The following is a 23,714-nucleotide window of genomic DNA, read 5'->3' on the forward strand; positions in this document are numbered from 1 at the left end:
GGCACGGAGGCGTAGGAAATCAGAATCTCCGGGATGAGACATACGATCGCAAGATAGATCGCGCCAACCACTGTGACGCGCGACAGCACATAGTCGATGTACTCCGCCGTGCGCTCGCCAGGCCGAATGCCCGGGATGAAGCCACCATGCTTCTTCAGGTTGTCGGCGGTCTCGGTCGGGTTGAACACGATCGCCGTGTAGAAGAAGGCGAAGAACACGATCAGGGCGAGGTAGAGAATCAGGAACAGCGGCCGGCCGTGGCTGAGCTGGGTGGTGATCCACTGCATCCATTCCGGGCCCTTGCCGGCATTGAAGTTCGCGACCGTGGTCGGCAGCAGCAGCAGCGAGGACGCGAAGATCGGCGGGATCACGCCGGAGGTGTTGAGCTTGAGCGGCAGATGCGAGGACTGGCCCTCGAACATCTTGTTGCCGACCTGGCGCTTCGGATACTGGATCAGGAGCCGGCGTTGCGCGCGCTCCATGAAGACAATGAAGGCGATCACGGCAACCGCCATCACGATCACGACCAGGATCAGGCCGGTCGACATCGCGCCCTGGCGGCCGAGTTCGAGCATGTTGGCGAGCGCCGCCGGCAGTTCCGCGACGATGCCGGACAGGATGATCAGCGAGATGCCGTTGCCGATGCCGCGCGAGGTGATCTGCTCACCCAGCCACATCAGGAACATGGTGCCGCCGGTCAGCGTGATCGCGGTCGAGAGACGGAAGAACATGCCGGGGTCGGTGACGACGTTACCGGCGCCCTCGAGGCCCACCGCGATGCCGTAAGACTGGAACAGGGCCAGGATCACGGTGAGGTAGCGGGTGTACTGGTTCAGCGTCTTGCGGCCGGCCTCGCCTTCCTTCTTCAGCGCCTCGAGTTGCGGCGAGACGGTGGTCAGGAGCTGGATGATGATCGATGCCGAGATGTACGGCATGATGTTCAGCGCGAAGATCGCCATGCGGTGGATGCCGCCGCCGGCGAACATATTGAACATGCCGAGGATGCCGCCGGCCTGGGAGCGGAACACCTGCTCCCACACGTTGGGGTCGATGCCGGGTAGCGGGATGTAAGTGCCGAGCCGATAAACAAGCAGCGCACCCAGCGTGAACCAGATGCGCTTCTTCAGCTCTTCGGCCTTGCCGAGCGCTGCGAAATTGAGGTTGGACGCGAGTTGTTCCGCTGCTGAGACCATGTTTCGGCTTTCTCCCGGAGCCCCCGCCGACGTCCCCCACGGGATCATCGGCGGACACCGGACATTATTTGGTGCTCGGCTTCGATAAGTCCAACGTTCTCTGCCGTCCCTGCCTGCGCGAGCCAGGCAATGACGCAGATGTTACGCCGCCTCGCCTTCGTCCTTCTTGGCGGGCGCCAGGATCTTCACCGTGCCGCCGGCCTTCTCCACCGCGGCGACCGCGGACTTGGAGGCGCCATGCACCTCGATGTTGAGCTTGGCCGTGAGCTCGCCGCGGCCGAGCAGCCGCACGCCGTCCTTGGCGCGGCGCAGCACGCCCGACTTCACCAGCGCTTCCGCGTTCACGACCGCTCCGGCGTCGAGCTGCTTGGCGTCGACCGCCTGCTGCAATCGGTCGAGATTAACTTCCGCGAAATCGAGCCTGAAGATGTTGTTGAACCCGCGCTTGGGCAGGCGGCGATGCAGCGGCATCTGGCCGCCTTCAAAGCCCTTGATGCGCACGCCGGTACGCGCGGTCTGGCCCTTGCCGCCACGGCCGCCGGTCTTGCCCTTGCCCGAACCGATACCGCGGCCGATGCGCATGCGCTTCTTGCGCGAACCGGGATTGTCGGCGATCTCGCTGAGCTTCATCGCCCTTCTCCTTGTCTGTCTTAACCCTCGCCGACGACGCGGACGAGGTGTTGAACCTTGCTGATCATGCCGCGAACCTCAGGAGTGTCCTGATGCTCGGCAACCCGGCCGATCTTGTTGAGCTTGAGGCCGATCAGCGTCGAACGCTGCGAATGATGGCGGCGAATCGGACTGCCGATCTGCTCGACCTTGATCGTCTTTGCGGCCTGGGCCATCTCTTAAAACTCCAGATAGCGCGCTGGCTTAGCGCGAGTTATTCAGCCACCACTTCGGCATCGCCACCGACGCGGCGGGCCTGCAGGGTGGACACCTTGATGTTGCGGCGCGCAGCGACCGAACGCGGCGAATCCTGGTTCTTCAGCGCGTCGAAGGTGGCGCGAACCATGTTGTAGGGATTCGACGAGCCGATCGACTTCGCAACCACGTCCTGGATGCCGAGCGTCTCGAACACCGCACGCATCGGGCCGCCGGCGATGATGCCGGTACCGGCCGGCGCGGCACGCAGGTAGACGCGGCCGGCGCCGTGACGGCCGGCGATGTCGTGATGCAGTGTGCGGCCTTCGCGCAGCGCCACGCGGGTCAGGTTGCGCTTGGCGGATTCGGTCGCCTTGCGGATCGCTTCCGGCACTTCGCGCGCCTTGCCGTGGCCGAAACCGACCCGGCCCTTCTGGTCGCCGATCACGACCAGCGCCGCAAAGCCGAAGCGCTTGCCGCCCTTCACGACCTTTGCCACGCGATTGATGTGCACGAGCTTGTCGACGAACTCGCTGTCGCGCTCCTCGCGCTCCCTGCTCCGTTCGCGTCCGCCGCGTTCGCGTTCTGCCATGGTGTTTTCCAATCTCTAGAAAGGCTTATGCCTCAGTCCTAATATCCGCTCGAAACTTGCTCAGAAGCTCAGTCCGCCTTCGCGGGCCGCATCGGCAAGCGCCTTGACGCGCCCGTGATAGAGATAGGCGCCGCGGTCGAACACGACTTCCTTGACGCCCTTCTGCGTGGCGCGCTCGGCGAGCAGCTTGCCGACGGCCTTGGCTGCATCGATATTCGCACCCGTGTTGCCGCCATCGCGCATCGACTTCTCGAGCGACGAGGCCGACGCCAGCGTCTCGCCCTTCTGATCGTCGATCACCTGGGCGTAGATGTGCTTGGACGAGCGGAACACCGACAGACGCGGACGTCCGCCCCCGGAACGGCGCAGCGCCAAGCGTACGCGTTGCTTGCGCCGGGCATTGGTAACCTTCAGTGACATGACCGGCTCCGTTACTTCTTCTTGCCTTCCTTGCGGAAGATGAATTCGTTGGCGTACTTCACGCCCTTGCCCTTGTAGGGCTCCGGCGGACGATAGGCGCGGATCTCGGCCGCAACCTGCCCCACGCGCTGCGAATCGATGCCCGAGACCGTGATTTCGGTCGGCTTCGGCACCGCGATCGAGATGCCCTCCGGGATCGGGTAGATGACATCGTGGCTGTAGCCGAGCGCGAGCTGCAGGTTCTTGCCCTGCATCGCGGCGCGGTAGCCGACGCCCGTGATCTCGAGCTTCTTCTCAAAGCCCTTGGTGACGCCTTCGACCAGGTTGGCGACCTGAGCACGCGCGGTGCCGTACATCGCCTGCGCGCGGTTGGTGTCCACCCGCGGAGCGACCTTGACCTGGCCGTTCTCGAACTTCACCTCGACGTCGTTATGCACGACGAACTGAAGCTGGCCCTTCGGCCCCTTCACCTTCACCGTCTGCCCGTCGACAGTCGCCGTCACACCAGACGGGATCGCCACAGGCCTCTTGCCAATACGTGACATGGCTCAATCCTTCCTCAGAACACCGTGAAGAGAACTTCGCCGCCCACGTTCGCGTCGCGCGCTTCGTGGTCAGCCATGATTCCCTTCGGCGTCGACAAAACGGAGATGCCGAGACCGTTGTTCACGCGCGGCAGGTTCTTCACCGACGTGTAGACCCGGCGGCCCGGCTTCGACACGCGCTCGATCTCGCGGATGACCGGCTCGCCGTCGAAATATTTCAACTCGATCTCGAGCTCGCTGCGGCCGGACGAATGCTCGACGCTGGCGTAACCGCGGATATAACCTTCCGCCTTCAGCACCTCGAGCACGTTCTGGCGCATCTTCGAGCCCGGGCTCGAGACCTTCGACTTCGAGCGCATCTGCGCGTTGCGGATGCGGGTGATGAGATCAGAGATCGGATCGTGCGTTGACATCTTCCGACCCTCCTTACCAGCTCGACTTCACGAGGCCCGGGATCAGGCCCTTGGAGCCGAGCTCGCGCAGCGCGATGCGGGACAACTTGTTCTTGCGATAGTTCGAGCGCGGGCGGCCCGTCAGCTCGCAACGATTCCGGATCCGGGTCGCCGACGAGTTGCGCGGCATTTCCGCAAGCTTCAAGGTCGCCGCGAAACGCTCTTCCATCGGCTTGGTCTTGTCGGCGATGATCGCCTTCAACCGGGCGCGGCTCGCGGCGGCGTTCTTGGCCATCCGCTTGCGCCGGTTGTTCTTCTCGACTGCACTCTTCTTTGCCATGCGTGGCTCCTTACGTTTCCGCGTTTGAGAGGCTGTTCGTCAGCGTCTCACTGCCGGAACGGGAAATTGAAAGCGGTCAACAAGGCGCGAGCCTCGTCGTCGGTCTTGGCCGTGGTACACACGGTGATGTCCATGCCCCGCGCTTCCGAGACCTTGTCGAAGTCGATCTCGGGGAAAATGATGTGCTCCTTGATGCCGAGCGAATAGTTGCCGCGGCCATCGAAGCTCTTCGGGTTCAGCCCGCGGAAGTCGCGCACGCGCGGCAGCGCGACGGTGACCAGGCGATCGATGAACTCGTACATGCGCGCCTTGCGGAGCGTGACCTTGCAGCCGATCGGCTGGTTCTCGCGCAGCTTGAAGGTCGCGATCGCAACCCGCGAATAGGTCACGATCGCCTTCTGGCCGGCAATCTGCGTCAGCTCGGCGGCAGCGGTCTCGGCCTTCTTGCGGTCGTTGACGGAATCGCCGACGCCCATGTTGAGCACGACCTTGTCCAGCCGTGGCACCTGCATCGCGTTCTCGTAACCGAACTTCTCGGTCAGCAGGCCGCGAATCTTCCTGTCATATTCCGTGCGCAAGCGCGGCACATAAGCGGTCTCAGCCATCGATCTCTGCTCCCGAGCTCTTGGCAATGCGAACCTTCTTGCCATCAGCCTGAATCTTGAACCCGATGCGGGTCGGCTTTCCGTCCTTGCCGACATACGCGACGTTGGAGAGGTGGACCGGCGCCTCCTTGGAGATGATGCCGCCCTCCTGGTTCTGGGTCTGCTTCTGGTGACGCTTCACCATGTTGACGCCGCGCACCAGCGCCGTGTTTTCGGCCGGACGCACTTCGAACACTTCGCCGGTGCGGCCCTTGTCGCGGCCGGTCAGCACGATGACCCTGTCACCTTTCCGGATCTTGGCAGCCATCACAGCACCTCCGGCGCAAGCGAGATGATCTTCATGTGGTTCTTGGCGCGCAGCTCGCGCGGCACCGGCCCGAAGATACGGGTGCCGACCGGCTCGGACTGGTTGTTGACCAGCACGGCGGCATTGCGGTCGAAGCGGATGACCGAGCCGTCGGGGCGGCGAATGTCCTTGCGGACCCGCACCACGACCGCCTTCATGACGTCGCCCTTCTTCACCTTGCCACGCGGAATGGCTTCCTTGATCGACACAACGATAATGTCGCCCACGGTGGCATAGCGGCGCTTGGAGCCTCCAAGCACCTTGATGCACATGACACGGCGTGCGCCTGAATTATCGGCCACGTCGAGGTTGGTCTGCATCTGAATCATTGATGCACCTCGTCCTCTTTCTGCGCTTCACTTGCGCTCAAAATTTTCCTGACATTCTCCGGCTTCGAAGCCGAATGCGCGTCAGGCCGTTTGCTTCTGCTCGCCCCGGATCACGATCCAGCGCTTCAACTTCGAGATCGGCTTCGATTCCTCGATCCACACCGTGTCGCCCGGCTTGAACTGGTCGCTCTCGTCGTGCGCGTGATAGTTCTTCGAACGGCGGATCGTCTTCTTGTAGATCGGATGGGTGAAGCGGCGATCGACGCGCACCACCACCGTCTTGGCTTGCTTGTCGCTGACGACCACGCCCTGCAGCGTACGTTTCGGCATGTCCGGCCTCTTACTTCTTCTTCGCGCGCTGCTGCGCGGCGATGGTCTTGATACGGGCGATGTCGCGGCGCGCTTCCTTCAGCCGCGAGGTGTTCTCGAGCTGACCGGTGGCGCGCTGGAAGCGCAGGTTGAACCGCTCCTTCTTCAGATTGAGGATCGCGTCCTCCATCTGGTCGGCGCTCATCGCGCGGATATCCTCGACTTTCATCTGGGCCATCTCGGTTACTCCGCGATGCGCGCGACGAAGCGCGTCTTGATCGGCAGCTTGGCGGCGGCCAAGGTCAGCGCCTCGCGCGCGACCTGGTTGGTGACGCCGTCGATCTCGAACAGCACACGACCGGGCTTGACGCGGGCCACCCACAATTCCGGCGCGCCCTTGCCGGAGCCCATGCGCACTTCGGCGGGCTTCTTCGACACCGGCAAATCAGGGAACACGCGGATCCAGACGCGGCCGGCGCGCTTCATGTGGCGGGTCAGCGCGCGGCGAGCGGCCTCGATCTGGCGCGCGGTGACGCGTTCCGGCTCGAGCGCCTTCAGGCCGAACTGGCCGAAGGACAACGTCGCGCCCGAAGTCGCAACGCCGTGGATGCGGCCCTTATGCGCCTTCCGGAACTTCGTTTTCTTTGGTTGCATCATGGCGTTAAGCCCTCAAACTCTCATTTGCCGTTAGGCGGCGTCGCGACGGGACCGCGGGCTATCGCCCTCGGCCATCCGCTTGTCCTGGGCCATCGGATCATGCTCGAGGATTTCGCCCTTGAAGATCCAGACCTTGACGCCGCAGGTGCCGAAGGTGGTGAACGCGGTGGCAACGCCGTAGTCGACGTCGGCGCGCAGCGTGTGCAGCGGCACCCGGCCCTCGCGGTACCATTCCATGCGCGCGATTTCAGCGCCGCCCAACCGACCCGAGCAGTTGATACGGATGCCCTCGGCGCCAAGACGCATCGCCGACTGCACCGCCCGCTTCATGGCGCGGCGGAACGCAACGCGGCGCTCGAGCTGCTGCGCGATCGATTCAGCGACCAGCGTCGCATCGAGCTCCGGCTTGCGGATTTCGACGATGTTGATGACGACGTCGGAAGCCGTGATGTCGGCAACCTTCTTGCGCAGCTTGTCGATGTCGGCGCCCTTCTTGCCGATCACGACGCCCGGCCGCGCCGAGTGGATCGTCACCCGGCACTTCTTGTGCGGACGCTCGATCACGATGCGCGCCACTGCGGCCTGCTTGAGCTCCTTGTGCAGGATCTCGCGGATCTTGACGTCCTCATGCAGCAGCTTGCCGTATTCGGCCTTGCCGGCAAACCAACGCGAATCCCAGGTCCGGTTGATGCCGAGACGCAGCCCGATCGGATTGATCTTTTGACCCATCTTATTCTCCTGCGCTTCTTCTTTAAGCGCTCGCCTCGGCCTCGACCTCACGAACCACGATCGTGAGATGCGAGAACGGTTTGTAGACACGGCCCGAGCGGCCACGGCCGCGCGGGGCAAAACGCTTCATGACGAGGCCATTGCCGACATGCGCCTCGGCGACGACGAGATCGTCGACTTCGAGGTCATGATTGTTCTCAGCATTGGCAATCGCCGATTCCAGGCACTTCTTGACGTCGACCGCGATCCGCTTGCGCGAGAACTGCAGGTCGGCGAGTGCAGCCGAAGCCTTGCGGCCACGGATCATCTGCGCGACAAGGTTCAGCTTCTGCGGGCTGACGCGCAGCATCCGGGCGACGGCCTTGGCCTCATTGTCCGCGAGGACACGTTCGCGCTTTGGTTTGCTCATCGCTTAATCCTCAAGCCCTCTTGGCTTTCTTGTCGCCAGAGTGGCCGTGGAAGGTACGTGTCGGCGAGAACTCGCCGAACTTGTGACCCACCATTTCCTCGTTCACCGAAACCGGTACGTGCTTCTGACCGTTGTAGACGCCGAAGGTCAGGCCCACGAACTGCGGCAGGATGGTCGAGCGGCGACTCCAGATCTTGATAACGTCGTGACGGCCGGACGCGCGCGCGGCATCTGCCTTCTTGAGCAGCGATGCCTCGACGAACGGGCCTTTCCAGACTGAACGAACCATGTCCGGCGTTCCTTACTTCTTCCGCTTGTGGCGGCTTAGGAGAATGAATTTGTTGGTCGACTTGTTCGAGCGCGTCTTCTTGCCCTTGGTCGGCTTGCCCCACGGTGTCACCGGGTGGCGGCCGCCCGAGGTGCGGCCTTCACCGCCGCCATGCGGGTGGTCGATCGGGTTCATGACGACACCGCGGTTGTGCGGGCGCCAGCCGAGCCAGCGGGTGCGGCCGGCCTTGCCGATCGAGATGTTCATGTGATCGGGATTCGACACCGCGCCGATCGCGCCGCGGCAACGGCCGTGCACCAGGCGCTGCTCGCCCGAGTTCAGGCGGATGATGACGTAGTCCTGGTCGCGGCCGACGATCTGGGCATAGGTGCCGGCGGAGCGCGCAAGCTGACCACCCTTGCCGATCTTCAGCTCGATGTTGTGGACGATCGTGCCGACCGGCATGTTGCCGAGCGGCATCACGTTGCCCGGCTTGACGTCGACATAGCTGCCGGCCACCACCGTGTCGCCTGCGGCGAGCCGCTGCGGCGCCAGGATGTAGGCCTGCTCGCCGTCCTGATACTTGATCAGCGCGATGAAGGCGGTGCGGTTCGGGTCATATTCCAGCCGCTCGACGATCGCCGGCACATCCACCTTGTCGCGGCGGAAGTCGACATTGCGATAGGCCTTCTTGTGGCCGCCGCCGCGGAAGCGCACGGTGATGCGGCCGGTATTGTTGCGGCCACCGTTCGATTGCTTGCCCTCGGTGAGCGCCTTGACCGGCTTGCCCTTGTAGAGCGCCGAACGATCGACCATCACCAGCTGGCGCTGGCCCGGCGTCGTTGGATTGTAGGTTTTCAATGCCATCGTCGTTACGCCCTTATAGTCCGGTAGTCACGTCGATGCGGTGGCCCTCTTCCAGGGTCACGATCGCGCGCTTGGTGTCCGACTGCGAACCGAAATTGCCGCGGAACACCTTGGTCTTGCCTTTGCGCACCAGTGTGTTCACGCTCTTGACCTTGACGTCGAAGAGCTTCTCGACCGCTTCCTTGATCTGCGGCTTGGTGGCCTTGGAGGCGACCTTGAACAGCACCTTGTTGTGCTCGGAGGCGAGCGTCGCCTTTTCGGTCACAACGGGCGCGACGATGACGTCGTAGTGGCGCGGATCGATATTCTTCATTTGAAGCGCGCCTCCAGCGCATCGACGGCCGCCTTGGTCAGGACCAGCTTCTGGCGGCGCAGGATGTCGTAGACGTTGATACCCTGGATCGGCAGCACGTCGATATTCGGAATGTTGCGGGCCGCGGTCGCGAAACCGTTGTTGAGCTCGGCGCCGTCGATGATCAGCGCATTGGTGAGCCCGAGGCCGGAGAAGTGACCGACCAGCGCCTTGGTCTTGGCTTCCTTGATATCAGCGCTGTCGAGCACGACCAGGCCGCCGTCCTTGGCCTTGGCCGACAAAGCATGCTTGAGCGCCAGCGCACGCACCTTCTTCGGCAGGTCGGTCGCATGCGAGCGAACCACCGGACCGAAGGCGCGGCCGCCACCACGGAACTGCGGCACGCGCGCCGAGCCGTGACGGGCACCGCCGGTGCCCTTCTGCTTGTACATCTTCTTGCCGGTGCGCCAGATCTCGGCGCGACCCTTGGCCTTGTGCGTGCCGGCCTGGCGCTTGTTGAGCTGCCACTGCACGCAGCGCTGAATGATGTCGGCGCGTGGCTCGAGGCCGAAAATGGCGTCGGAAAGCTGGACCGAGCCGGCTTCCTTGCCCTCAAGGGTGGTGACTTTCAGTTCCATCTCACGCACCCTCCTGCTCGGCCGGCGCCTCGGCAGCCTGCTCGCCCGCAACCTTGAACTTGCCGGGCTTCGGAGCTTCCTTCGGCAGCGGCTTCTTGATGGCGTCGCGCACCCTGATCCAGCCGCCCTTGGAGCCGGGAACGGCGCCTTCGACCAGGATCAGGCCACGCTCGACATCGGTCTGGACGACGCGAAGGTTGAGCGTGGTGATGCGATCGACACCCATGTGGCCGGGCATCTTCTTGTTCTTCCAGGTCTTGCCGGGATCCTGACGGCCGCCGGTCGAACCGATCGAACGGTGCGAGATCGACACGCCGTGGGTGGCGCGCAGACCGCCGAAATTCCAGCGCTTCATGCCGCCGGCAAAGCCCTTACCGATCGAGGTGCCGGTAACGTCGACGAACTGACCGACCACGAAGTGATCGGCCTGGATCTCGGCGCCGACCGGAATCAGCGCATCCTCGGAGACGCGGAATTCCGCGACCTTGCGCTTCGGCTCGACCTTGGCGACGGCGAACTGGCCGCGCTCGGCCTTCGGCATGTATACGGTCTTGCGCGAGCCCGAGCCGAGCTGCAGCGCAACATAACCGTTCGTTTCAGTGGTGCGGTGGCCCAGCACCTGGCAGTTGCCGAGCTTCAGCACGGTCACGGGGATATGTTCGCCGGCCTCTGTAAAGACCCGCGTCATCCCGACCTTTTGTGCGATCACTCCGGAGCGCATCGGCGTGGTTCCTGTTCTCTTTCGTCCACTCGCGCGGACTTCAATCCAAAAAACTTAGAGCTTGATCTCGACGTCGACACCGGCGGCCAGATCGAGCTTCATGAGAGCATCGACGGTCTGCGGGGTCGGATCGACGATGTCGAGAAGGCGCTTGTGGGTGCGCATCTCGAACTGTTCGCGGCTCTTCTTGTCGACGTGCGGCGAACGGTTGACGGTGAACTTCTCGATGCGGGTCGGCAGCGGAATAGGACCGCGAACCTGGGCACCGGTGCGTTTCGCCGTGTTCACGATCTCGCGGGTCGACGTATCGAGAATACGATGGTCGAACGCCTTGAGACGGATGCGGATATTCTGGCCGTTCATTGCCGTACTTTCTTTGGTGAGTGGCGAGTAGCGAGTAGCGAATAGAAATTCCTATTCGCCACTCGCCATTCCCTATTCGCTTCTTACTCGAGGATCGAGGCGACGACGCCGGCGCCGACGGTGCGGCCACCCTCGCGGATGGCGAAGCGCAGCTTTTCCTCCATCGCGATCGGCACGATCAGGTGCACTTCCATCGCGATGTTGTCGCCCGGCATCACCATCTCGGTGCCCTCAGGCAGATGCACGACACCGGTCACGTCGGTGGTGCGGAAGTAGAACTGCGGGCGGTAGTTGGTGAAGAACGGGGTGTGACGGCCGCCCTCTTCCTTGGTGAGGATGTACGCTTCGGCCTTGAACTTGGTGTGCGGCTTGACCGAACCCGGCTTGCACAGCACCTGGCCACGCTCGACTTCCTCGCGCTTGGTACCGCGGAGCAGCGCACCGATGTTGTCGCCTGCCTGGCCCTGATCGAGCAGCTTGCGGAACATTTCGACGCCGGTGACGGTGGTCTTCTGAGTGTCGCGCAGACCGACGATCTCGATTTCGTCGCCGACCTTGACGATCCCGCGCTCGACACGGCCGGTCACCACGGTGCCGCGGCCCGAGATCGAGAACACGTCTTCGACCGGCATCAGGAAGGGCTGGTCGATCGGACGCTCCGGCTGCGGAATGTACTCGTCGACATTGCGCATCAGCTCGAGAACCGCGTCATGGCCGAGCTTCTTGTCGCTGTCTTCGAGAGCGGCCAGCGCCGAACCCTTGACGATCGGGATCTTGTCGCCGGGGAAGTCGTACTTCGAGAGCAGCTCGCGCACTTCGAGCTCGACGAGCTCGAGCAGCTCCGGATCGTCGACCATGTCGCACTTGTTGAGGAACACGACGAGCGCGGGAACGCCGACCTGGCGGGCGAGCAGGATGTGCTCGCGGGTCTGCGGCATCGGGCCGTCGGCAGCCGACACGACGAGGATCGCACCGTCCATCTGAGCGGCGCCGGTGATCATGTTCTTCACGTAGTCGGCGTGGCCGGGGCAGTCGACGTGGGCGTAGTGGCGGTTCTTGGTCTCGTACTCGACGTGAGCGGTCGAGATCGTGATGCCGCGCGCCTTCTCTTCCGGGGCCTTGTCGATCTGGTCGTAGGCGGTGAACGTCGCACCGCCGGTTTCCGCCAGGATCTTGGTGATCGCGGCGGTCAGCGAGGTCTTGCCATGGTCGACGTGACCGATGGTGCCGATGTTGCAGTGCGGTTTGTTACGCTCAAATTTTGCTTTGGCCATTTGACTCTCCGTTCAATCGTTAGCTGCCAACCAACGATAATCAGGCAAACTTCTTCTGGACTTCAGCCGACACGTTCGCCGGCGCTTCGGCGTAGTGATCGAACTGCATGGTGAAGGTCGCGCGACCCTGGCTCATCGAGCGCAGGTTGTTCACGTAACCGAACATGTTCATGAGCGGCACCATCGCGTTGATGACGTTGGCATTGCCGCGCATGTCTTGGCCCTGGATCTGGCCGCGCCGGGAGTTCAGGTCGCCGATGACGGACCCGGTGTAGTCTTCCGGCGTCACCACCTCGACCTTCATGATCGGCTCGAGCAGGACGGACTTGCCCATCTGCAGCGCTTCGCGGAAGCAGGCGCGCGTTGCGATTTCGAAGGCCAGTGCCGACGAGTCGACGTCGTGATACTTGCCGTCGATGAGCTGCACCTTGACGTCGACAATCGGGAAGCCCGCGACGACGCCCGAGCCCAGCACGCTCTCGAGACCCTTCTCGACGCCGGGGATGTATTCCTTCGGCACCGCGCCACCGACGATCTTCGATTCGAACTCGTAGCCCTTGCCGGCCTCGTTCGGCTCGACGATCAGCGTCACGGCCGCGAACTGGCCGGTGCCGCCGGTCTGCTTCTTGTGGGTGTAGCTGTGCTCGACCCGCTTGGTCACGCGCTCACGGAACGCCACCTGCGGCGCACCGATGTTGGCGTCGACCTTGTAGGTGCGCTTCAGGATGTCGACCTTGATGTCGAGATGCAGTTCGCCCATGCCCTTCAGGATGGTCTGACCGGACTCGTGGTCGGTCGTCACCCGGAACGACGGATCCTCAGCGGCGAGCTTCGCGAGCGCGACGCCTAGCTTTTCCTGGTCGGCCTTCGACTTCGGCTCGATCGCGATCTCGATCACCGGGTCCGGGAATTCCATCTTTTCCAGGATCACCGGCTTGTTGGGATCGCACAGCGTGTCACCGGTGCGCGCTTCCTTGAGGCCCGCCAGCGCGACGATGTCGCCGGCATAGGCTTCCTTGATGTCCTCGCGGTTGTTCGCATGCATCAGCAACATGCGCCCGATCCGCTCCTTCTTCTCGCGGGTCGAGTTCACCACGCCGGTGCCGCTCTGCAGGATGCCCGAATAGATGCGGCAGAAGGTGATAGTGCCGACGAACGGGTCGTCCATGATCTTGAACGCGAGCAGCGCCAGCGGCTCCTTGTCGTCCGCCTTGCGCACGACTTCGTTGCCGTCCTCGTCGGTGCCCTTGATCGCGGGCACGTCGATCGGCGACGGCAGGTAGTCGACGACGGCGTCAAGCAGCGGCTGCACGCCCTTGTTCTTGAACGCGGAGCCGCACAGCACGGGATAGAACGCGCCGGTCAGCACCGCCTTGCGGATCAGCCGCTTCAGCGTCGCCTCATCCGGCTCGTTGCCATCGAGGAAGGCGGCCAATGCGTCGTCGTCGAGCTCGACGGCGGCTTCCACCATCTTCTCGCGGTATTCCTTGGCCTGGTCGACGAGGTCTTCCGGAATGTCGACATAGTCGAACTTCGCACCGAGGGATTCATCGTTCCAGACGATGCCCTTCATCTTCACGAGATCGACGAGACCCTTGAAGTTGTTCTCGGCGCCGATCGGAAGCTGGATCGCGATCGGCTTGGCACCGAGGCGGTCGACGATGTCGGACAGGCACTTGAAGAAGTCGGCGCCGGTCTTGTCCATCTTGTTGGCGAAGACGATGCGCGGAACCTTGTACTTATCACCCTGGCGCCAGACGGTCTCGGTCTGCGGCTCGACGCCCTGGTTGGAGTCGAGCACGCACACAGCGCCGTCGAGCACACGCAAGCTGCGCTCAACTTCAATGGTGAAGTCGACGTGGCCGGGGGTGTCGATGATGTTCAGCCGCTTACCGTTCCAGAACGCGGTGGTCGCAGCCGAGGTGATGGTGATGCCACGCTCCTGCTCCTGCTCCATCCAGTCCATCGTCGCGGCACCTTCGTGCACTTCGCCGATCTTGTGGCTCTTGCCGGTGTAATAGAGGATGCGCTCGGTCGTCGTGGTCTTGCCGGCGTCGATATGCGCCATGATACCGAAGTTGCGATAGTCCTCGATGGCATGTTGGCGGGGCATGGGGCTGTTCCTTAAATTCCGTAATTCGCCTTACCAGCGATAGTGCGAGAAGGCGCGGTTGGCTTCCGCCATCCGGTGCACGTCTTCACGCTTCTTGACGGCGTTCCCCCGGTTGTTCGACGCATCAAGCAGCTCCGCCGAGAGCCGCTCCGTCATGGTCTTCTCGTTGCGCTCGCGCGCGGCCGAAATCAGCCAGCGGATGCCGAGCGCCTGCCGGCGCACCGAGCGGACTTCCACCGGCACCTGATAGGTCGCACCACCGACGCGACGGGAACGCACCTCAATGGTCGGCATGACGTTCTCGAGCGCCTGCTCGAACACGCCGAGCGGATTCTGCTTGGTCTTGGCCTCGATCATGGTGAGCGCGCCATAGACGATGTTCTCGGCGACCGACTTCTTGCCGGCGTACATGACCGAGTTCATGAACTTTGTGATGATGATGTTTCCGAACTTCGGGTCCGGAAGCACTTCACGCTTTTCTGCAGAGTGACGACGCGACATCTTGCCTGTTCCCGCTTACTTCGGACGCTTGGCGCCGTACTTCGAACGACGCTGCTTACGGTTCTTGACGCCCTGGGTATCCAGCACGCCGCGGAGGATGTGGTAGCGCACGCCCGGCAAGTCCTTGACGCGGCCGCCGCGGATCATGACCACCGAGTGCTCCTGAAGGTTATGACCCTCGCCGGGGATGTAGCCGATCACCTCGAACCCGTTGGTCAGGCGCACCTTGGCGACCTTGCGAAGCGCCGAATTCGGCTTCTTCGGAGTCGTCGTGTAGACGCGCGTGCACACGCCGCGCTTCTGCGGCGACTGCTGCAGCGCCGGCACTTTCTTGCGCGACTTCTGCACTTCCCGTGGTTTTGCGATCAGCTGGTTGATCGTCGGCATGTCAGCCTTCACCCTTCAAGTTCGCGCGGAACCTCACTGGCTCCGCAAATTCTTCACGGGAACGAGCCGCCCGTCCGGCCGCCTCACACGAAAACCATTCGCGCAAAACGAAATCGCGCCTACCACTCGTTGCTGAGCGGAAAGCGCTTGACGCCACAGAGGACCGCGATCACGACCGATCAGCGTTCGCTGTCCGGTTGAGAACCGAGGTCATGCATCCGAGTTCACTCTCAAGAGAACGCGCTCAAGAGAACAAAGATCGCCCTGGCATTGCCTAGCTATCATCGACAGCGTTTGAGCGGCATTCGTCGAGGTTGGTGCCCGCCTCAGTCCCAGTGGGTCTGATAGGGTGTTCCGTTCCGACGCTGGCGTAGCTCACCGCCTGTCGTTAAGTTCGCGCCTTGTATAAGCGGTAGATAGTGAAGTCAAGCAAAACGACAATACGAGAAACGCCTCTGCCGCATATGGATTTGGCACTTTCGCGCGCTCAGCGCGAGTGAAAATGCAGGGCTCGGCGCCCTTCCTCCGGGCGAGTCGGCCGACTTTTTTACCCGGACATAAATATCCTGAAGCAGCTCTTGCGCGGCTCTCATCCAGAGATATCGCGCAAAATAAGCCTTTGTTTGCCATTGCGGGCGCAAAGAACCCGCTTGGAGACCGGGATTTCCCATGCGCTATACCGACATCGCGATCATCGGCGGGGGACTGGCCGGCTCCACGGCAGCCTCCATGCTCGGCCGTGCCGGCATTCCGACCATCCTGATCGACCCGCACGACGTCTATCCGTTCGATTTCCGCGTCGAGAAGCTGGGCGGCGGCGGGCAGATCGAGCGATTCGCGCGGACCGGATTGGCGGAGGCGGTGCTTTCGCGCGCGACTCACGCACGCGAAAACTGGATCGCCCGCTTCGGCCGACTGCTCGACAGGGCGCCGATCGACCAATACGGCATCATGTATGACGAGCTCGTCAACGCGATTCGGGCTGAGATCGCCGCCCCCGCCGAGTTCATCTACGACAAGGTCACCAATGTTGCGATCAGCGCCGAGCGGCAGGAGGTGACGCTCGGCGGCGGCGAGACGGTTTCGGCCCGGCTGGTCGTGCTTGCCAACGGGCTGAATGTCGGGCTGCGCCGCATGATCGGCATCGAACGACAGATTACCAGCCCCTGCCATTCAATCTCGCTCGGTTTCGATCTCGTCCCCGTCGGCCGGCCGGCGTTCCCCTTCCCGGCCTTGACCTATTTCTCGGAGCGGCCCAGCGACCGCATTCCCTATCTGACGCTGTTTCCGGTCGAGGAGCGCCGGATGCGTGCCAATCTGTTCGTCTATCGTGAGGCCGATGATCCCTGGCTGCGCGAGATGCGGGTGAGCCCGGTCAGAACCCTCAATGCCGCGCTGCCCAGACTTTCCCGGATCACCGGCGAGTTCGCCGTTGCCGGCGTTATCAAGGTGCGTCCGGCCGATCTTTCTGTCAGTACCAATTATCGGCGGCCGGGCATCGTCCTAGTCGGCGATGCCTTCTCGGTCACCTGCCCGGTCACCGGTACCGGCACCGACAAGGTGTTCACGGACGTCGCCCAGCTCTGCAATGTCCATATCCCGGCGTGGCTTGCCAGCGAAGGCATGGGCGTGGACAAGATCGCCGCGTACTACGACGATCCCGTCAAGAAGGCTTGCGACGCCTGGTCAATGGCCAAGGCCTTCGACTTCCGCCGGGTGTCGACGGACACCAGCCTTTACTGGCGTGCGCAGCGCGGCGGCCGCTTCCTGTCGTGGCTTGGCCGAGGCGCCCTGCGGCGGCTTGCTGGCGGAGGACGCCGGACGACGCTGCCGGAGGCGCTGCCGCAGACGCCGTAGGAAATGGTAGCCGAGCAGCCGGCCCGCTTCCATCCGGTAGCCCAGCGACTTCGTTCCGCTGACATCGAAGATCAGATCGAGCATGGTGCGGCGGCCGGCCCATAGCTGGGCCATGAAACTGTCTTCGGCGGCGCAGGAATTGATCGCCTCGATCTCGGGCTCCGCGAGCAACTGATCGGTCATCTTGTCGACGAGCAGATGCCCGGGCGAATATCGCGCGAACTGCGCATCGTATGCTGTCTTCCAGGTGTAGGCGGTCGAGCCGCCATACATCAGCACCTGCGCGGCCGCCACCTCGCCGTTCACCTGCAGCAAGGCGACGGAGCAAGCCTGACGGTCGGCCAGATTCTGCACCAACTGTCTGGTGAAGGCGGCATCGCGGACGTCCGACAGCAGCGCCGTGCCCCGCTCGCCCTTCCAACTTGCCTTTTCCATCGTCAGAAATGTCTCGAACGCCTGGCGGACCGCGCCGGGCGACCGATCGTTGACGATATCGACGGCGCCAAGCGCTGACAATCTGTTCCAGTCCTGACGCAGTTTTTTCCGCGTCGAGCCGCTACGCTTCACGCCGAATTCCGTCGTCACGAAAGGTCGGCTGCTCGTTGCAACGAGCAACGGTTCGATGCCACGCGCGCCCAGCCATTTCGACATGGCGGCATAGCTCGGGCATTCCCCGTCGAGCGACGTGAGGCTGAGGACATCAGGCAGCAGCGGGTCTTGTTCGATGGCGGCGAGGAACGCGGGAACGACCTGATCGGCGAAAGCCGGATCGACGACGGGGCTGGAGAGAAAAGCGTACTCGTAGGGCAGCGCTTCCGATACCTTTGGCCACAGCCGCACCGCCTGCCGCACCTGCAACGCCCAGATGCCCACGAGCCTGCGCCGCGCAGCGCCCTGCTCCCAGGCCAGCAACACGCGTATCTTGGCAAAGTCGGTCGCAACGACCGCCGCAAGCGCGGCCGGATTCATGAACACGTTCGACGACGCACGCCGCACCAGCTCGTCCCATTGCAGGGCGATGTCCAGCCTGGGTGAATCAATCGTTACCGTGATCATCGAAATTCGCGCTCTTCAACCGCGCCGATCGTGGTTGCGGGAGATTGCTTTTCGATTAAGCGGACGCGGGACTGACTGGATTGTGAAGCACCAATTCAGGGTTCCTTTGCGATTCTCGGCCATGCATGGAGCCTTGCGATCAGAGGCAAGACGCATGCGCTACACGGATGTTGCCATCATCGGCGGCGGGCTCGCCGGTTCGACCGCCGCGGCGATGCTCGGACGCGCGGGCATCTCGGCGTGCCTGATCGACCCGCACCTGAACTACCCGCCCGAGCTGCGCTGCGAGAAGCTCGGCGGAGACCAACTCGAGCTGTTGCGCAAGACCGGCCTCGCCGAAGAGACGCTGCGCGCCACGACGCTGGATGGCCAGGTGTGGGAGGCGCGGTTCGGCTATGTCGTCGCCAAGAAGCCCAGCGATCAGCACGGCATCCTCTACGACACGCTGGTCAACACCATGCGCGCGCAGATTCCCGGTGATGTCGAGATCATCCATGCCAAGGCCTACGCTGTTTCGAACAGCGCCGACCGGCAGAAGATCGTGCTATCGAACAACCAGGAGATCTCGGCACGGCTCGTCGTGCTCGCCAACGGCCTGAACACCGGCCTGCGCCACACGCTCGGCATGCAGCGCCGCATCACCAGCGCGTGCCATTCGATCACGCTAGGCTTCGATGTCGTGCCGGCCGGCCGCGTGATGTTCGATTTTCCAGCGCTGACCTATTGGCCGGGCCGGCCGAGCGCGCGCATGGCCTATCTTACATTGTTCCCGATCGGCGGAACGATGCGCGCCAATCTCATGGTCTACCGCGACATGACCGACCCATGGCTGCAGCAGTTCAGGGAGTCGCCGGAAGCAACCATGCTCAGCACAATGCCAGGGCTTGCGCGCATGACCGGAGGCTTCATGGTCTCCGGGCCGATCAGGATCAGGCCCGCCGATCTCTACGTCACCGAAGGATATTTGCAGCCCGGCATCGTCCTGGTCGGCGACGCGTTCTCCACCTCCTGCCCCGCCGCCGGCACCGGTAGCGACAAGGTCTTCACCGACGTCGAGCGACTGTGCAACGTCCACATCCCGGCGTGGCTTTCGAGCGACGGCATGGACGTGCGGAAGATCCAGGCGTTCTACGACGATCCGGTCAAGCAGGCCTGCGAGGCACGATCGCTTGCCAAGGCCTACCACCTTCGCTCGCTGTCGATCGACCATGGCCTGACCTGGCGCGCCGGACGCTGGGGCCGCTTCGTGGTCCGCTTCGCGCAAGGCGTCCGCTATTCCACCGCCGGCGCGTTTCGCCCAGCGCGGCAAGGCCGGATCGCGACGTCAAGCTGAGCGATCACTCCTCGTCGTCGTCTTCATCGTCGTCGTCGGCCTGCGCGGCGGCATTGTGCGCGACATGGCCCTGATCGTCCCAGAGCTTGCGGTAGATGCCGTTTGCGGCGAGCAGCTCGGCATGGGTGCCGCGCTCGATCGCCTTGCCGCCGGAGATCACGATGATCTCGTCCATGTCGACCACCGACGTCAGCCGGTGCGTCGACCAGATCATAGTGCGGCCCGCGGCGACCCTGAACAGCGTACGGTTGATCGCGGCCTCCGTGGTCTGGTCGAGGGCCGAGGTGGCTTCGTCGAGCAGCAGCACGGACGGATTGCGGATGATGGCGCGCGCGATCGCGATGCGCTGGCGCTGGCCGCCCGACAGGGTGTCGCCGCGCTCGCCGACCACGGTGTCGTATTTCTGTGGCAGGCTCATGATGAAGCGATGGATCTCGGCCTTGCGCGCGGCGTCCACGACTTCCTCGTCGCTTGCACCTTCCTTGCCGAGGCGGATGTTCTCCCGGATCGACATGTTGAACAGCATGTTCTCCTGGAACACGACCGCCATGCTCCGCCTGAGCGATTCGCGCGTCACCTTGCGGATATCGACGCCGTCGATGGTGACGCGGCCCTCGTCGGGCACGTAAAGCCGCAGGATCAGATTGAGCAGCGTGCTCTTGCCCGAGCCAGAGGGGCCGACGATCGCGATGCGCTGGCCGACCTTGAGCTTGAGGCTGAAATTATCCAGCAGCGGCTCCTGACTGCCCTCGTACTGGAAGGTCACGCGCTCGAAGGTGATGTCATTGGTGATGCGCGGCAGGTCCGGCGCGCCCGGCCGGTCGGCGCCGCGCGTCGGCTCGTCCAGGAGTTCCTGGATGTGCTGCACCGCCGCCGCCGACTGGATCGACACCGGGATGAAGTGCATCAGGTGCGCGATGTTGTAGGACACCTCCCAGAATGCGCTTTCGAAGGTGACGAAGGTGCCGATGGTGATCTGGCCCTTGGTGGCGAGATAGGCGCCGATCGCGAGCACCACGAGGTGCAACAGCAGCACCGCGATGGTGACGGTGCGCTCCACCATGGTCGACAGGAACATGGCGGAGGCCGCCTTCCGCCGCACGTCGTTGTTGCGCATCGTGAACCAGCCGAGCGCGCGGCGCTGCAGGTTGAACGCCTTCACCACGGCCTGGGCCGCGACATTCTCCTGCACGGTGCCGAGCAGCGCGGCCTCGTTCAGCTTCTGCTCGTAATTGGCCTGCACCGCTTTCGGGGTCAGGATCCGCGGCCCGATCAGGGTGATCGGAAACACGAGTAGCGCGACCACGGCGAGCTGCCAGCTCAGGAACAGCATCAGGATGATGCCGGCAATGAGCTCCAGGAACGGCAAGGCGGCGCTGTTGGCGAAGCTCTTGACCGAGCCCTCGAAGGCCGAAAGATCGATCGAGAACCGTGACAGAATCTCGCCGCGCTTGGTGCGGGCGAAATAGGCCGACGGCAGGTTCTGGACGTGCTCGAACAGTTTGGTCCGCGCGTCGGAAATGATGCAGGCGGCAAGCCGCGCGTCCCAGCGTTCGTACCAGACCGCGATGATGGAGGTGATGATCCCGGCGGCGGCGAGCACGCCGAGGATCTTGTAGAGCGCCTGAAAATCTTCCTCGCCGAGGGCATCGTCGATCAGGAACTTCAGGCTGAGCGGCATGATGACGTTGAACAACGTCTCGACCACAAGGCCGAAGCTGACGAAGACCAGCATCTGCTTGTAGTTGGCGAGATACGGCTTGACGAAGCCGTAGATCGTGGCGAGCGCGCCGGCGGCTTCCTTGGCGGTGAAGACGACGAGGTCCTCGTCCTCATCATCGTCATCGAGCTCGACTTCGTTCTCGTCGTCGGCTTCGTCATCATCATCGGGAGGCGGTGATGTCGACGAAGGCTTCCCGCCGGGCCTAGACGCAGCGGAATCGGCATTCGCCCCGAGCTTCTTTTTCAGCTCGAGTTCATCCGTCGCAACCGGATTGTGACCGTCAGATGATGGGGGCTTCGATGCCATGAAACCAACCGATACTGCACGGCCGGCATGACCGCAAATCGAGCGCGACAGCGCGATACGCGCTATGCCAACGATTCTATGCGATCAGCAAGGATTGGGCAAAGCAATTGAACCGGCCGATTGCGCCGGCCAAGCTTTGGGTCAATCCTTGGGTCAATCCTCGTCCTCGACCTTGTCGAAGAACGAATAGCGCAACGCGTCGGAGTCGCCGTACCAGTGGCCGGGCCCCTTGTTGGCGGCGCGCGCCGCGGTCCACAGCGCCTCGGTGCAGTCGCGACGGTGGGCGGCGAGATCAAAACCGTTGCCAAAGAACAGTTCCGACCATTCCCACCAGGTGGCGAGCTTCTTGACGCCACGCAACAGATCGTAGCGGTCGATCAAGCCGGGCGCGAGATCCGAGGTCACCGAGCCGAACACGAGGCCGGTCTTGACCACGCGATGCAGTGCGCGCGCCGCGCGCACCACCTGCTTTCCGCCGAGATGGCAGAGGCTGGTCTCGAACACGAAGTCGAATTCGTTGTCCTCGAACGGCAGGTCGACGACCGAGCCGAGCTTGTTGTACTTCTGCAGCGCCTTCGGCGTCTTGCCGTGGATGAAGCGGTTGTTCTCGACACCCCAGGCGTCAACCCCGCGCTCGCGCAGCGCGCCGACCAGTTCGCCGCTGGCCGAGCCCGCCACCAGGAGCTTGTAGCCCTTGGCCTCGCCCCAGACGAGCTGGATCATCTCCATCAGCAGCGCGGGATCGGTGAAGTGGCGCCACGCCTCGCTGTACGGACCCTGCCCGCGATAATTCTCGAAATAATCGCGGTCGATCTTGTCCGACAGCGGCCGCTCGGCCTGGGCGCGGGCATGGCGCAGCCGGATCATCTCGGTCAGGATGATGTCGGTCGCGGCATCGGAGGAATCGAGCAGGCCGTTCAGGGTGGAATCGAACAGATAGTCGCCGACCACGACGATGCCGGGATGGTCCTTCGGCTCGGGACGATGGTTGGTCATGACGTCGCGCGCCGGCAGGCCGCCGGGCAGCGCGTTCACCGAGCTCAGCCAGCGGTGGATCTTGCCCTCGAGGAAATGCTCGCGCGCATTGCCGAGGGAAGCCGGCAGCGACTTCAACGCAGCATCGATCAGTTCCTGGTCGGTCAGATTGGCAAAGGCCAGCGCGTCCGAACCCGCAATCAGCCAGTTCAGGACGCCGTGCCTGCCAACGTCGTGGCGCGAGCCTTCGTTGTAGACGCAGCAGCCGCCGAACGCATCCGACATGAACCAGGAGCCCGGGATCTTCTCGCCCCAGAACGGCTCGTCGAACAGGATCGAGACGCGCAGGTAGTGCGCCGGGCGGTCGAAATAGGAGATGTGCTTGACCATCGACTGGCGCAACTCCTCGCCGTCCCAGCCGAGCGTGGCGAGCCAGGAATGCGGCAGGCAGACCAGCACGAGGTCGAAGTCACGCGTCTCCGGCCCCTTCCCGTTCATCATGTTGAGGCGGTAGCGGCCGTTGCCGGCCTTGCCGACTTTCAGCACCCGGTGATTGAGCTGGATGTCGGCATCGACTTCCGAGCGCAGGCATTCGACGAGCTGCTCATTGCCGTTCTGGATCGAGTACAGGCCGATATAGCCGTCGATATCCATCACGAAATTCTTCAGCGCATTGAGCCCGTTGGTGTTGTGGCTCTCGGTCGCGATGTCGGAGCGCGCCATCACCTTGAAGAAGCGCTTGGCGGTCGGGTCCTCGACCTCCTCGTCGAGCAACTGCTCGCAGGTCTTGTGGGCCCAGGGATGCTCGTTGTCGTGCGCGCCGACGCCTTCGTAGTATTCGGCCGGCGAGATCATCTCGGTGCAGCGCTTGCGGAACGCTTCGATCGCCTCGGCGGTCTTCGCGCCGTATTTGCGGCGCATGCCCGGCACGTCGTTCAGGAACTCGCCGTCGAGCTGGACCTGCTCGGCATCCATCGGAATGGTCTGCAGGCCGAAATGCTGAATTAGTTCGCGCAGCGGATCCGGGCCCGTCATCGAATAATCGTAGATCTCGGCCACGCCGGCCTCGTAGGTCGCGGGTGCGGTATCGAATTTGCGCGTGACGATCTTGCCGCCGAGCCGGTCCGACGCCTCGTAAATGGTGACGCGGCAGAGGTCGCCGAGCTTCCTCTTCAGGTACCAGGCGCTCATCAGCCCGCCGGGGCCGCCGCCAACGATTGCGAGATCAAGCATGGGGATTCCGTTCTTCCGGGCGGGCGAAGCACCCGGCCGCGGCCGCTCTTAGCAGAAGCGCTTTTCTGTCTGAAGGA

At 63.4% G+C, this 23,714-nt stretch carries 29 protein-coding genes and 2 pseudogenes; 2 read left to right on the forward strand and 29 right to left on the reverse strand.

Annotated features, from left to right (window positions below):
- The 26 genes from secY to rpsL form a co-directional block, all read right to left on the reverse strand.
- On the reverse strand, window positions 1-1,193 hold a 1,193-nt coding region (secY, locus tag OZ411_RS36700), incomplete at its 3' end, for a preprotein translocase subunit SecY (RefSeq protein WP_282531861.1).
- 141 nt (window positions 1,194-1,334) lie between these two features.
- Window positions 1,335-1,823, reverse strand: a complete 489-nt coding sequence (gene rplO / locus OZ411_RS36705) for a 50S ribosomal protein L15 (RefSeq protein WP_130577490.1) — start codon at window positions 1,821-1,823, stop codon at window positions 1,335-1,337.
- Between the two features lie 20 nt (window positions 1,824-1,843).
- Window positions 1,844-2,038, reverse strand: a complete 195-nt coding sequence (gene rpmD / locus OZ411_RS36710; RefSeq protein WP_028168147.1) for a 50S ribosomal protein L30 — start codon at window positions 2,036-2,038, stop codon at window positions 1,844-1,846.
- Between the two features lie 38 nt (window positions 2,039-2,076).
- Window positions 2,077-2,649, reverse strand: coding sequence for a 30S ribosomal protein S5 (gene rpsE / locus OZ411_RS36715; RefSeq protein ID WP_027583269.1), 573 nt, complete (start codon window positions 2,647-2,649; stop codon window positions 2,077-2,079).
- A 60-nt stretch (window positions 2,650-2,709) separates the two neighbouring features.
- Window positions 2,710-3,069, reverse strand: coding sequence for a 50S ribosomal protein L18 (gene rplR, locus OZ411_RS36720; RefSeq protein WP_027583268.1), 360 nt, complete (start codon window positions 3,067-3,069; stop codon window positions 2,710-2,712).
- Window positions 3,070-3,080: 11 nt separating this feature from the next.
- A complete protein-coding gene (rplF, locus tag OZ411_RS36725) occupies window positions 3,081-3,614 on the reverse strand; it encodes a 50S ribosomal protein L6 (protein ID WP_130577492.1) in 534 nt (177 codons plus the stop codon).
- A 14-nt stretch (window positions 3,615-3,628) separates the two neighbouring features.
- Window positions 3,629-4,027, reverse strand: a complete 399-nt coding sequence (rpsH, locus tag OZ411_RS36730) for a 30S ribosomal protein S8 (RefSeq protein ID WP_130577493.1) — start codon at window positions 4,025-4,027, stop codon at window positions 3,629-3,631.
- Between the two features lie 13 nt (window positions 4,028-4,040).
- The gene (rpsN, locus tag OZ411_RS36735) at window positions 4,041-4,346 is read right to left on the reverse strand and encodes a 30S ribosomal protein S14 (RefSeq protein WP_130577494.1); all 306 of its coding nucleotides are present in this window, start codon (window positions 4,344-4,346) and stop codon (window positions 4,041-4,043) included.
- Window positions 4,347-4,393: 47 nt separating this feature from the next.
- Complete coding sequence (rplE, locus tag OZ411_RS36740; RefSeq protein ID WP_130577495.1) at window positions 4,394-4,951, reverse strand: 50S ribosomal protein L5; 558 nt, start codon at window positions 4,949-4,951, stop codon at window positions 4,394-4,396.
- Entirely contained in the window at window positions 4,944-5,258 is a 315-nt protein-coding gene (rplX, locus tag OZ411_RS36745; protein WP_028168154.1) for a 50S ribosomal protein L24, read from the reverse strand. Before rplX ends, rplE begins: the two co-directional genes overlap by 8 nt.
- Complete coding sequence (rplN, locus tag OZ411_RS36750) at window positions 5,258-5,626, reverse strand: 50S ribosomal protein L14 (RefSeq protein WP_028168155.1); 369 nt, start codon at window positions 5,624-5,626, stop codon at window positions 5,258-5,260. Before rplN ends, rplX begins: the two co-directional genes overlap by 1 nt.
- Window positions 5,627-5,707: 81 nt before the next feature.
- The gene (gene rpsQ, locus OZ411_RS36755; protein WP_027583261.1) at window positions 5,708-5,956 is read right to left on the reverse strand and encodes a 30S ribosomal protein S17; all 249 of its coding nucleotides are present in this window, start codon (window positions 5,954-5,956) and stop codon (window positions 5,708-5,710) included.
- A 10-nt stretch (window positions 5,957-5,966) separates the two neighbouring features.
- Window positions 5,967-6,173 (reverse strand): 50S ribosomal protein L29, encoded by a 207-nt coding sequence (gene rpmC / locus OZ411_RS36760; RefSeq protein ID WP_130577496.1) that lies wholly within the window; start codon window positions 6,171-6,173, stop codon window positions 5,967-5,969.
- 5 nt (window positions 6,174-6,178) lie between these two features.
- Window positions 6,179-6,592, reverse strand: a complete 414-nt coding sequence (gene rplP / locus OZ411_RS36765; RefSeq protein WP_028168157.1) for a 50S ribosomal protein L16 — start codon at window positions 6,590-6,592, stop codon at window positions 6,179-6,181.
- Window positions 6,593-6,622: 30 nt separating this feature from the next.
- Entirely contained in the window at window positions 6,623-7,321 is a 699-nt protein-coding gene (gene rpsC, locus OZ411_RS36770; protein ID WP_027583258.1) for a 30S ribosomal protein S3, read from the reverse strand.
- A gap of 22 nt (window positions 7,322-7,343) precedes the next feature.
- A complete protein-coding gene (rplV, locus tag OZ411_RS36775) occupies window positions 7,344-7,730 on the reverse strand; it encodes a 50S ribosomal protein L22 (protein ID WP_028168159.1) in 387 nt (128 codons plus the stop codon).
- Window positions 7,731-7,740: 10 nt separating this feature from the next.
- A complete protein-coding gene (gene rpsS / locus OZ411_RS36780; RefSeq protein ID WP_027583256.1) occupies window positions 7,741-8,019 on the reverse strand; it encodes a 30S ribosomal protein S19 in 279 nt (92 codons plus the stop codon).
- Window positions 8,020-8,031: 12 nt separating this feature from the next.
- Complete coding sequence (gene rplB / locus OZ411_RS36785; RefSeq protein ID WP_028168160.1) at window positions 8,032-8,865, reverse strand: 50S ribosomal protein L2; 834 nt, start codon at window positions 8,863-8,865, stop codon at window positions 8,032-8,034.
- Window positions 8,866-8,878: 13 nt separating this feature from the next.
- Window positions 8,879-9,178 (reverse strand): 50S ribosomal protein L23, encoded by a 300-nt coding sequence (locus OZ411_RS36790; RefSeq protein ID WP_028168161.1) that lies wholly within the window; start codon window positions 9,176-9,178, stop codon window positions 8,879-8,881.
- Window positions 9,175-9,795 (reverse strand): 50S ribosomal protein L4, encoded by a 621-nt coding sequence (rplD, locus tag OZ411_RS36795; RefSeq protein WP_130577498.1) that lies wholly within the window; start codon window positions 9,793-9,795, stop codon window positions 9,175-9,177. Before rplD ends, OZ411_RS36790 begins: the two co-directional genes overlap by 4 nt.
- A gap of 1 nt (window position 9,796) precedes the next feature.
- Window positions 9,797-10,516 carry a 50S ribosomal protein L3 gene (gene rplC, locus OZ411_RS36800; RefSeq protein ID WP_130225562.1) on the reverse strand — a complete coding sequence of 240 codons (720 nt, stop codon included), beginning with the start codon at window positions 10,514-10,516 and terminating at the stop codon, window positions 9,797-9,799.
- A 54-nt stretch (window positions 10,517-10,570) separates the two neighbouring features.
- A complete protein-coding gene (gene rpsJ, locus OZ411_RS36805; RefSeq protein ID WP_002712302.1) occupies window positions 10,571-10,879 on the reverse strand; it encodes a 30S ribosomal protein S10 in 309 nt (102 codons plus the stop codon).
- Window positions 10,880-10,962: 83 nt separating this feature from the next.
- On the reverse strand, window positions 10,963-12,153 hold the full coding sequence (gene tuf, locus OZ411_RS36810; protein ID WP_027583251.1) for an elongation factor Tu: 1,191 nt from the start codon (window positions 12,151-12,153) through the stop codon (window positions 10,963-10,965).
- A gap of 40 nt (window positions 12,154-12,193) precedes the next feature.
- Complete coding sequence (fusA, locus tag OZ411_RS36815; protein ID WP_130577499.1) at window positions 12,194-14,266, reverse strand: elongation factor G; 2,073 nt, start codon at window positions 14,264-14,266, stop codon at window positions 12,194-12,196.
- A 30-nt stretch (window positions 14,267-14,296) separates the two neighbouring features.
- On the reverse strand, window positions 14,297-14,767 hold the full coding sequence (gene rpsG, locus OZ411_RS36820) for a 30S ribosomal protein S7 (protein WP_028168166.1): 471 nt from the start codon (window positions 14,765-14,767) through the stop codon (window positions 14,297-14,299).
- Window positions 14,768-14,782: 15 nt separating this feature from the next.
- A complete protein-coding gene (gene rpsL, locus OZ411_RS36825; protein ID WP_028168167.1) occupies window positions 14,783-15,154 on the reverse strand; it encodes a 30S ribosomal protein S12 in 372 nt (123 codons plus the stop codon).
- A gap of 669 nt (window positions 15,155-15,823) precedes the next feature.
- Here rpsL and OZ411_RS36830 point away from each other — a divergent pair.
- A complete protein-coding gene (locus OZ411_RS36830; RefSeq protein ID WP_282531862.1) occupies window positions 15,824-17,011 on the forward strand; it encodes an NAD(P)/FAD-dependent oxidoreductase in 1,188 nt (395 codons plus the stop codon).
- A gap of 171 nt (window positions 17,012-17,182) precedes the next feature.
- Here the strand turns inward: OZ411_RS36830 and OZ411_RS36835 are convergent.
- Window positions 17,183-18,067: pseudogene (locus OZ411_RS36835) on the reverse strand (GNAT family N-acetyltransferase); the annotation flags it as partial.
- Between the two features lie 154 nt (window positions 18,068-18,221).
- On the opposite strand from OZ411_RS36835, the pseudogene OZ411_RS36840 reads away from it, so the two are divergent.
- Window positions 18,222-19,474: pseudogene (locus tag OZ411_RS36840) on the forward strand (NAD(P)/FAD-dependent oxidoreductase).
- Here OZ411_RS36840 and OZ411_RS36845 read toward each other — a convergent pair.
- Window positions 19,405-21,429 (reverse strand): ABC transporter ATP-binding protein, encoded by a 2,025-nt coding sequence (locus tag OZ411_RS36845; protein WP_282531863.1) that lies wholly within the window; start codon window positions 21,427-21,429, stop codon window positions 19,405-19,407. The pseudogene OZ411_RS36840 and the gene OZ411_RS36845 sit on opposite strands and share 70 nt — an antisense overlap.
- 153 nt (window positions 21,430-21,582) lie before the next feature.
- A complete protein-coding gene (locus tag OZ411_RS36850) occupies window positions 21,583-23,637 on the reverse strand; it encodes an FAD-dependent oxidoreductase (RefSeq protein WP_282531864.1) in 2,055 nt (684 codons plus the stop codon).
- Window positions 23,638-23,714 lie beyond the last annotated feature (77 nt).

It is taken from the genome of Bradyrhizobium sp. Arg237L (genome assembly GCF_029990105.1).
Classification (GTDB): Bacteria; Pseudomonadota; Alphaproteobacteria; order Rhizobiales; family Xanthobacteraceae; genus Bradyrhizobium.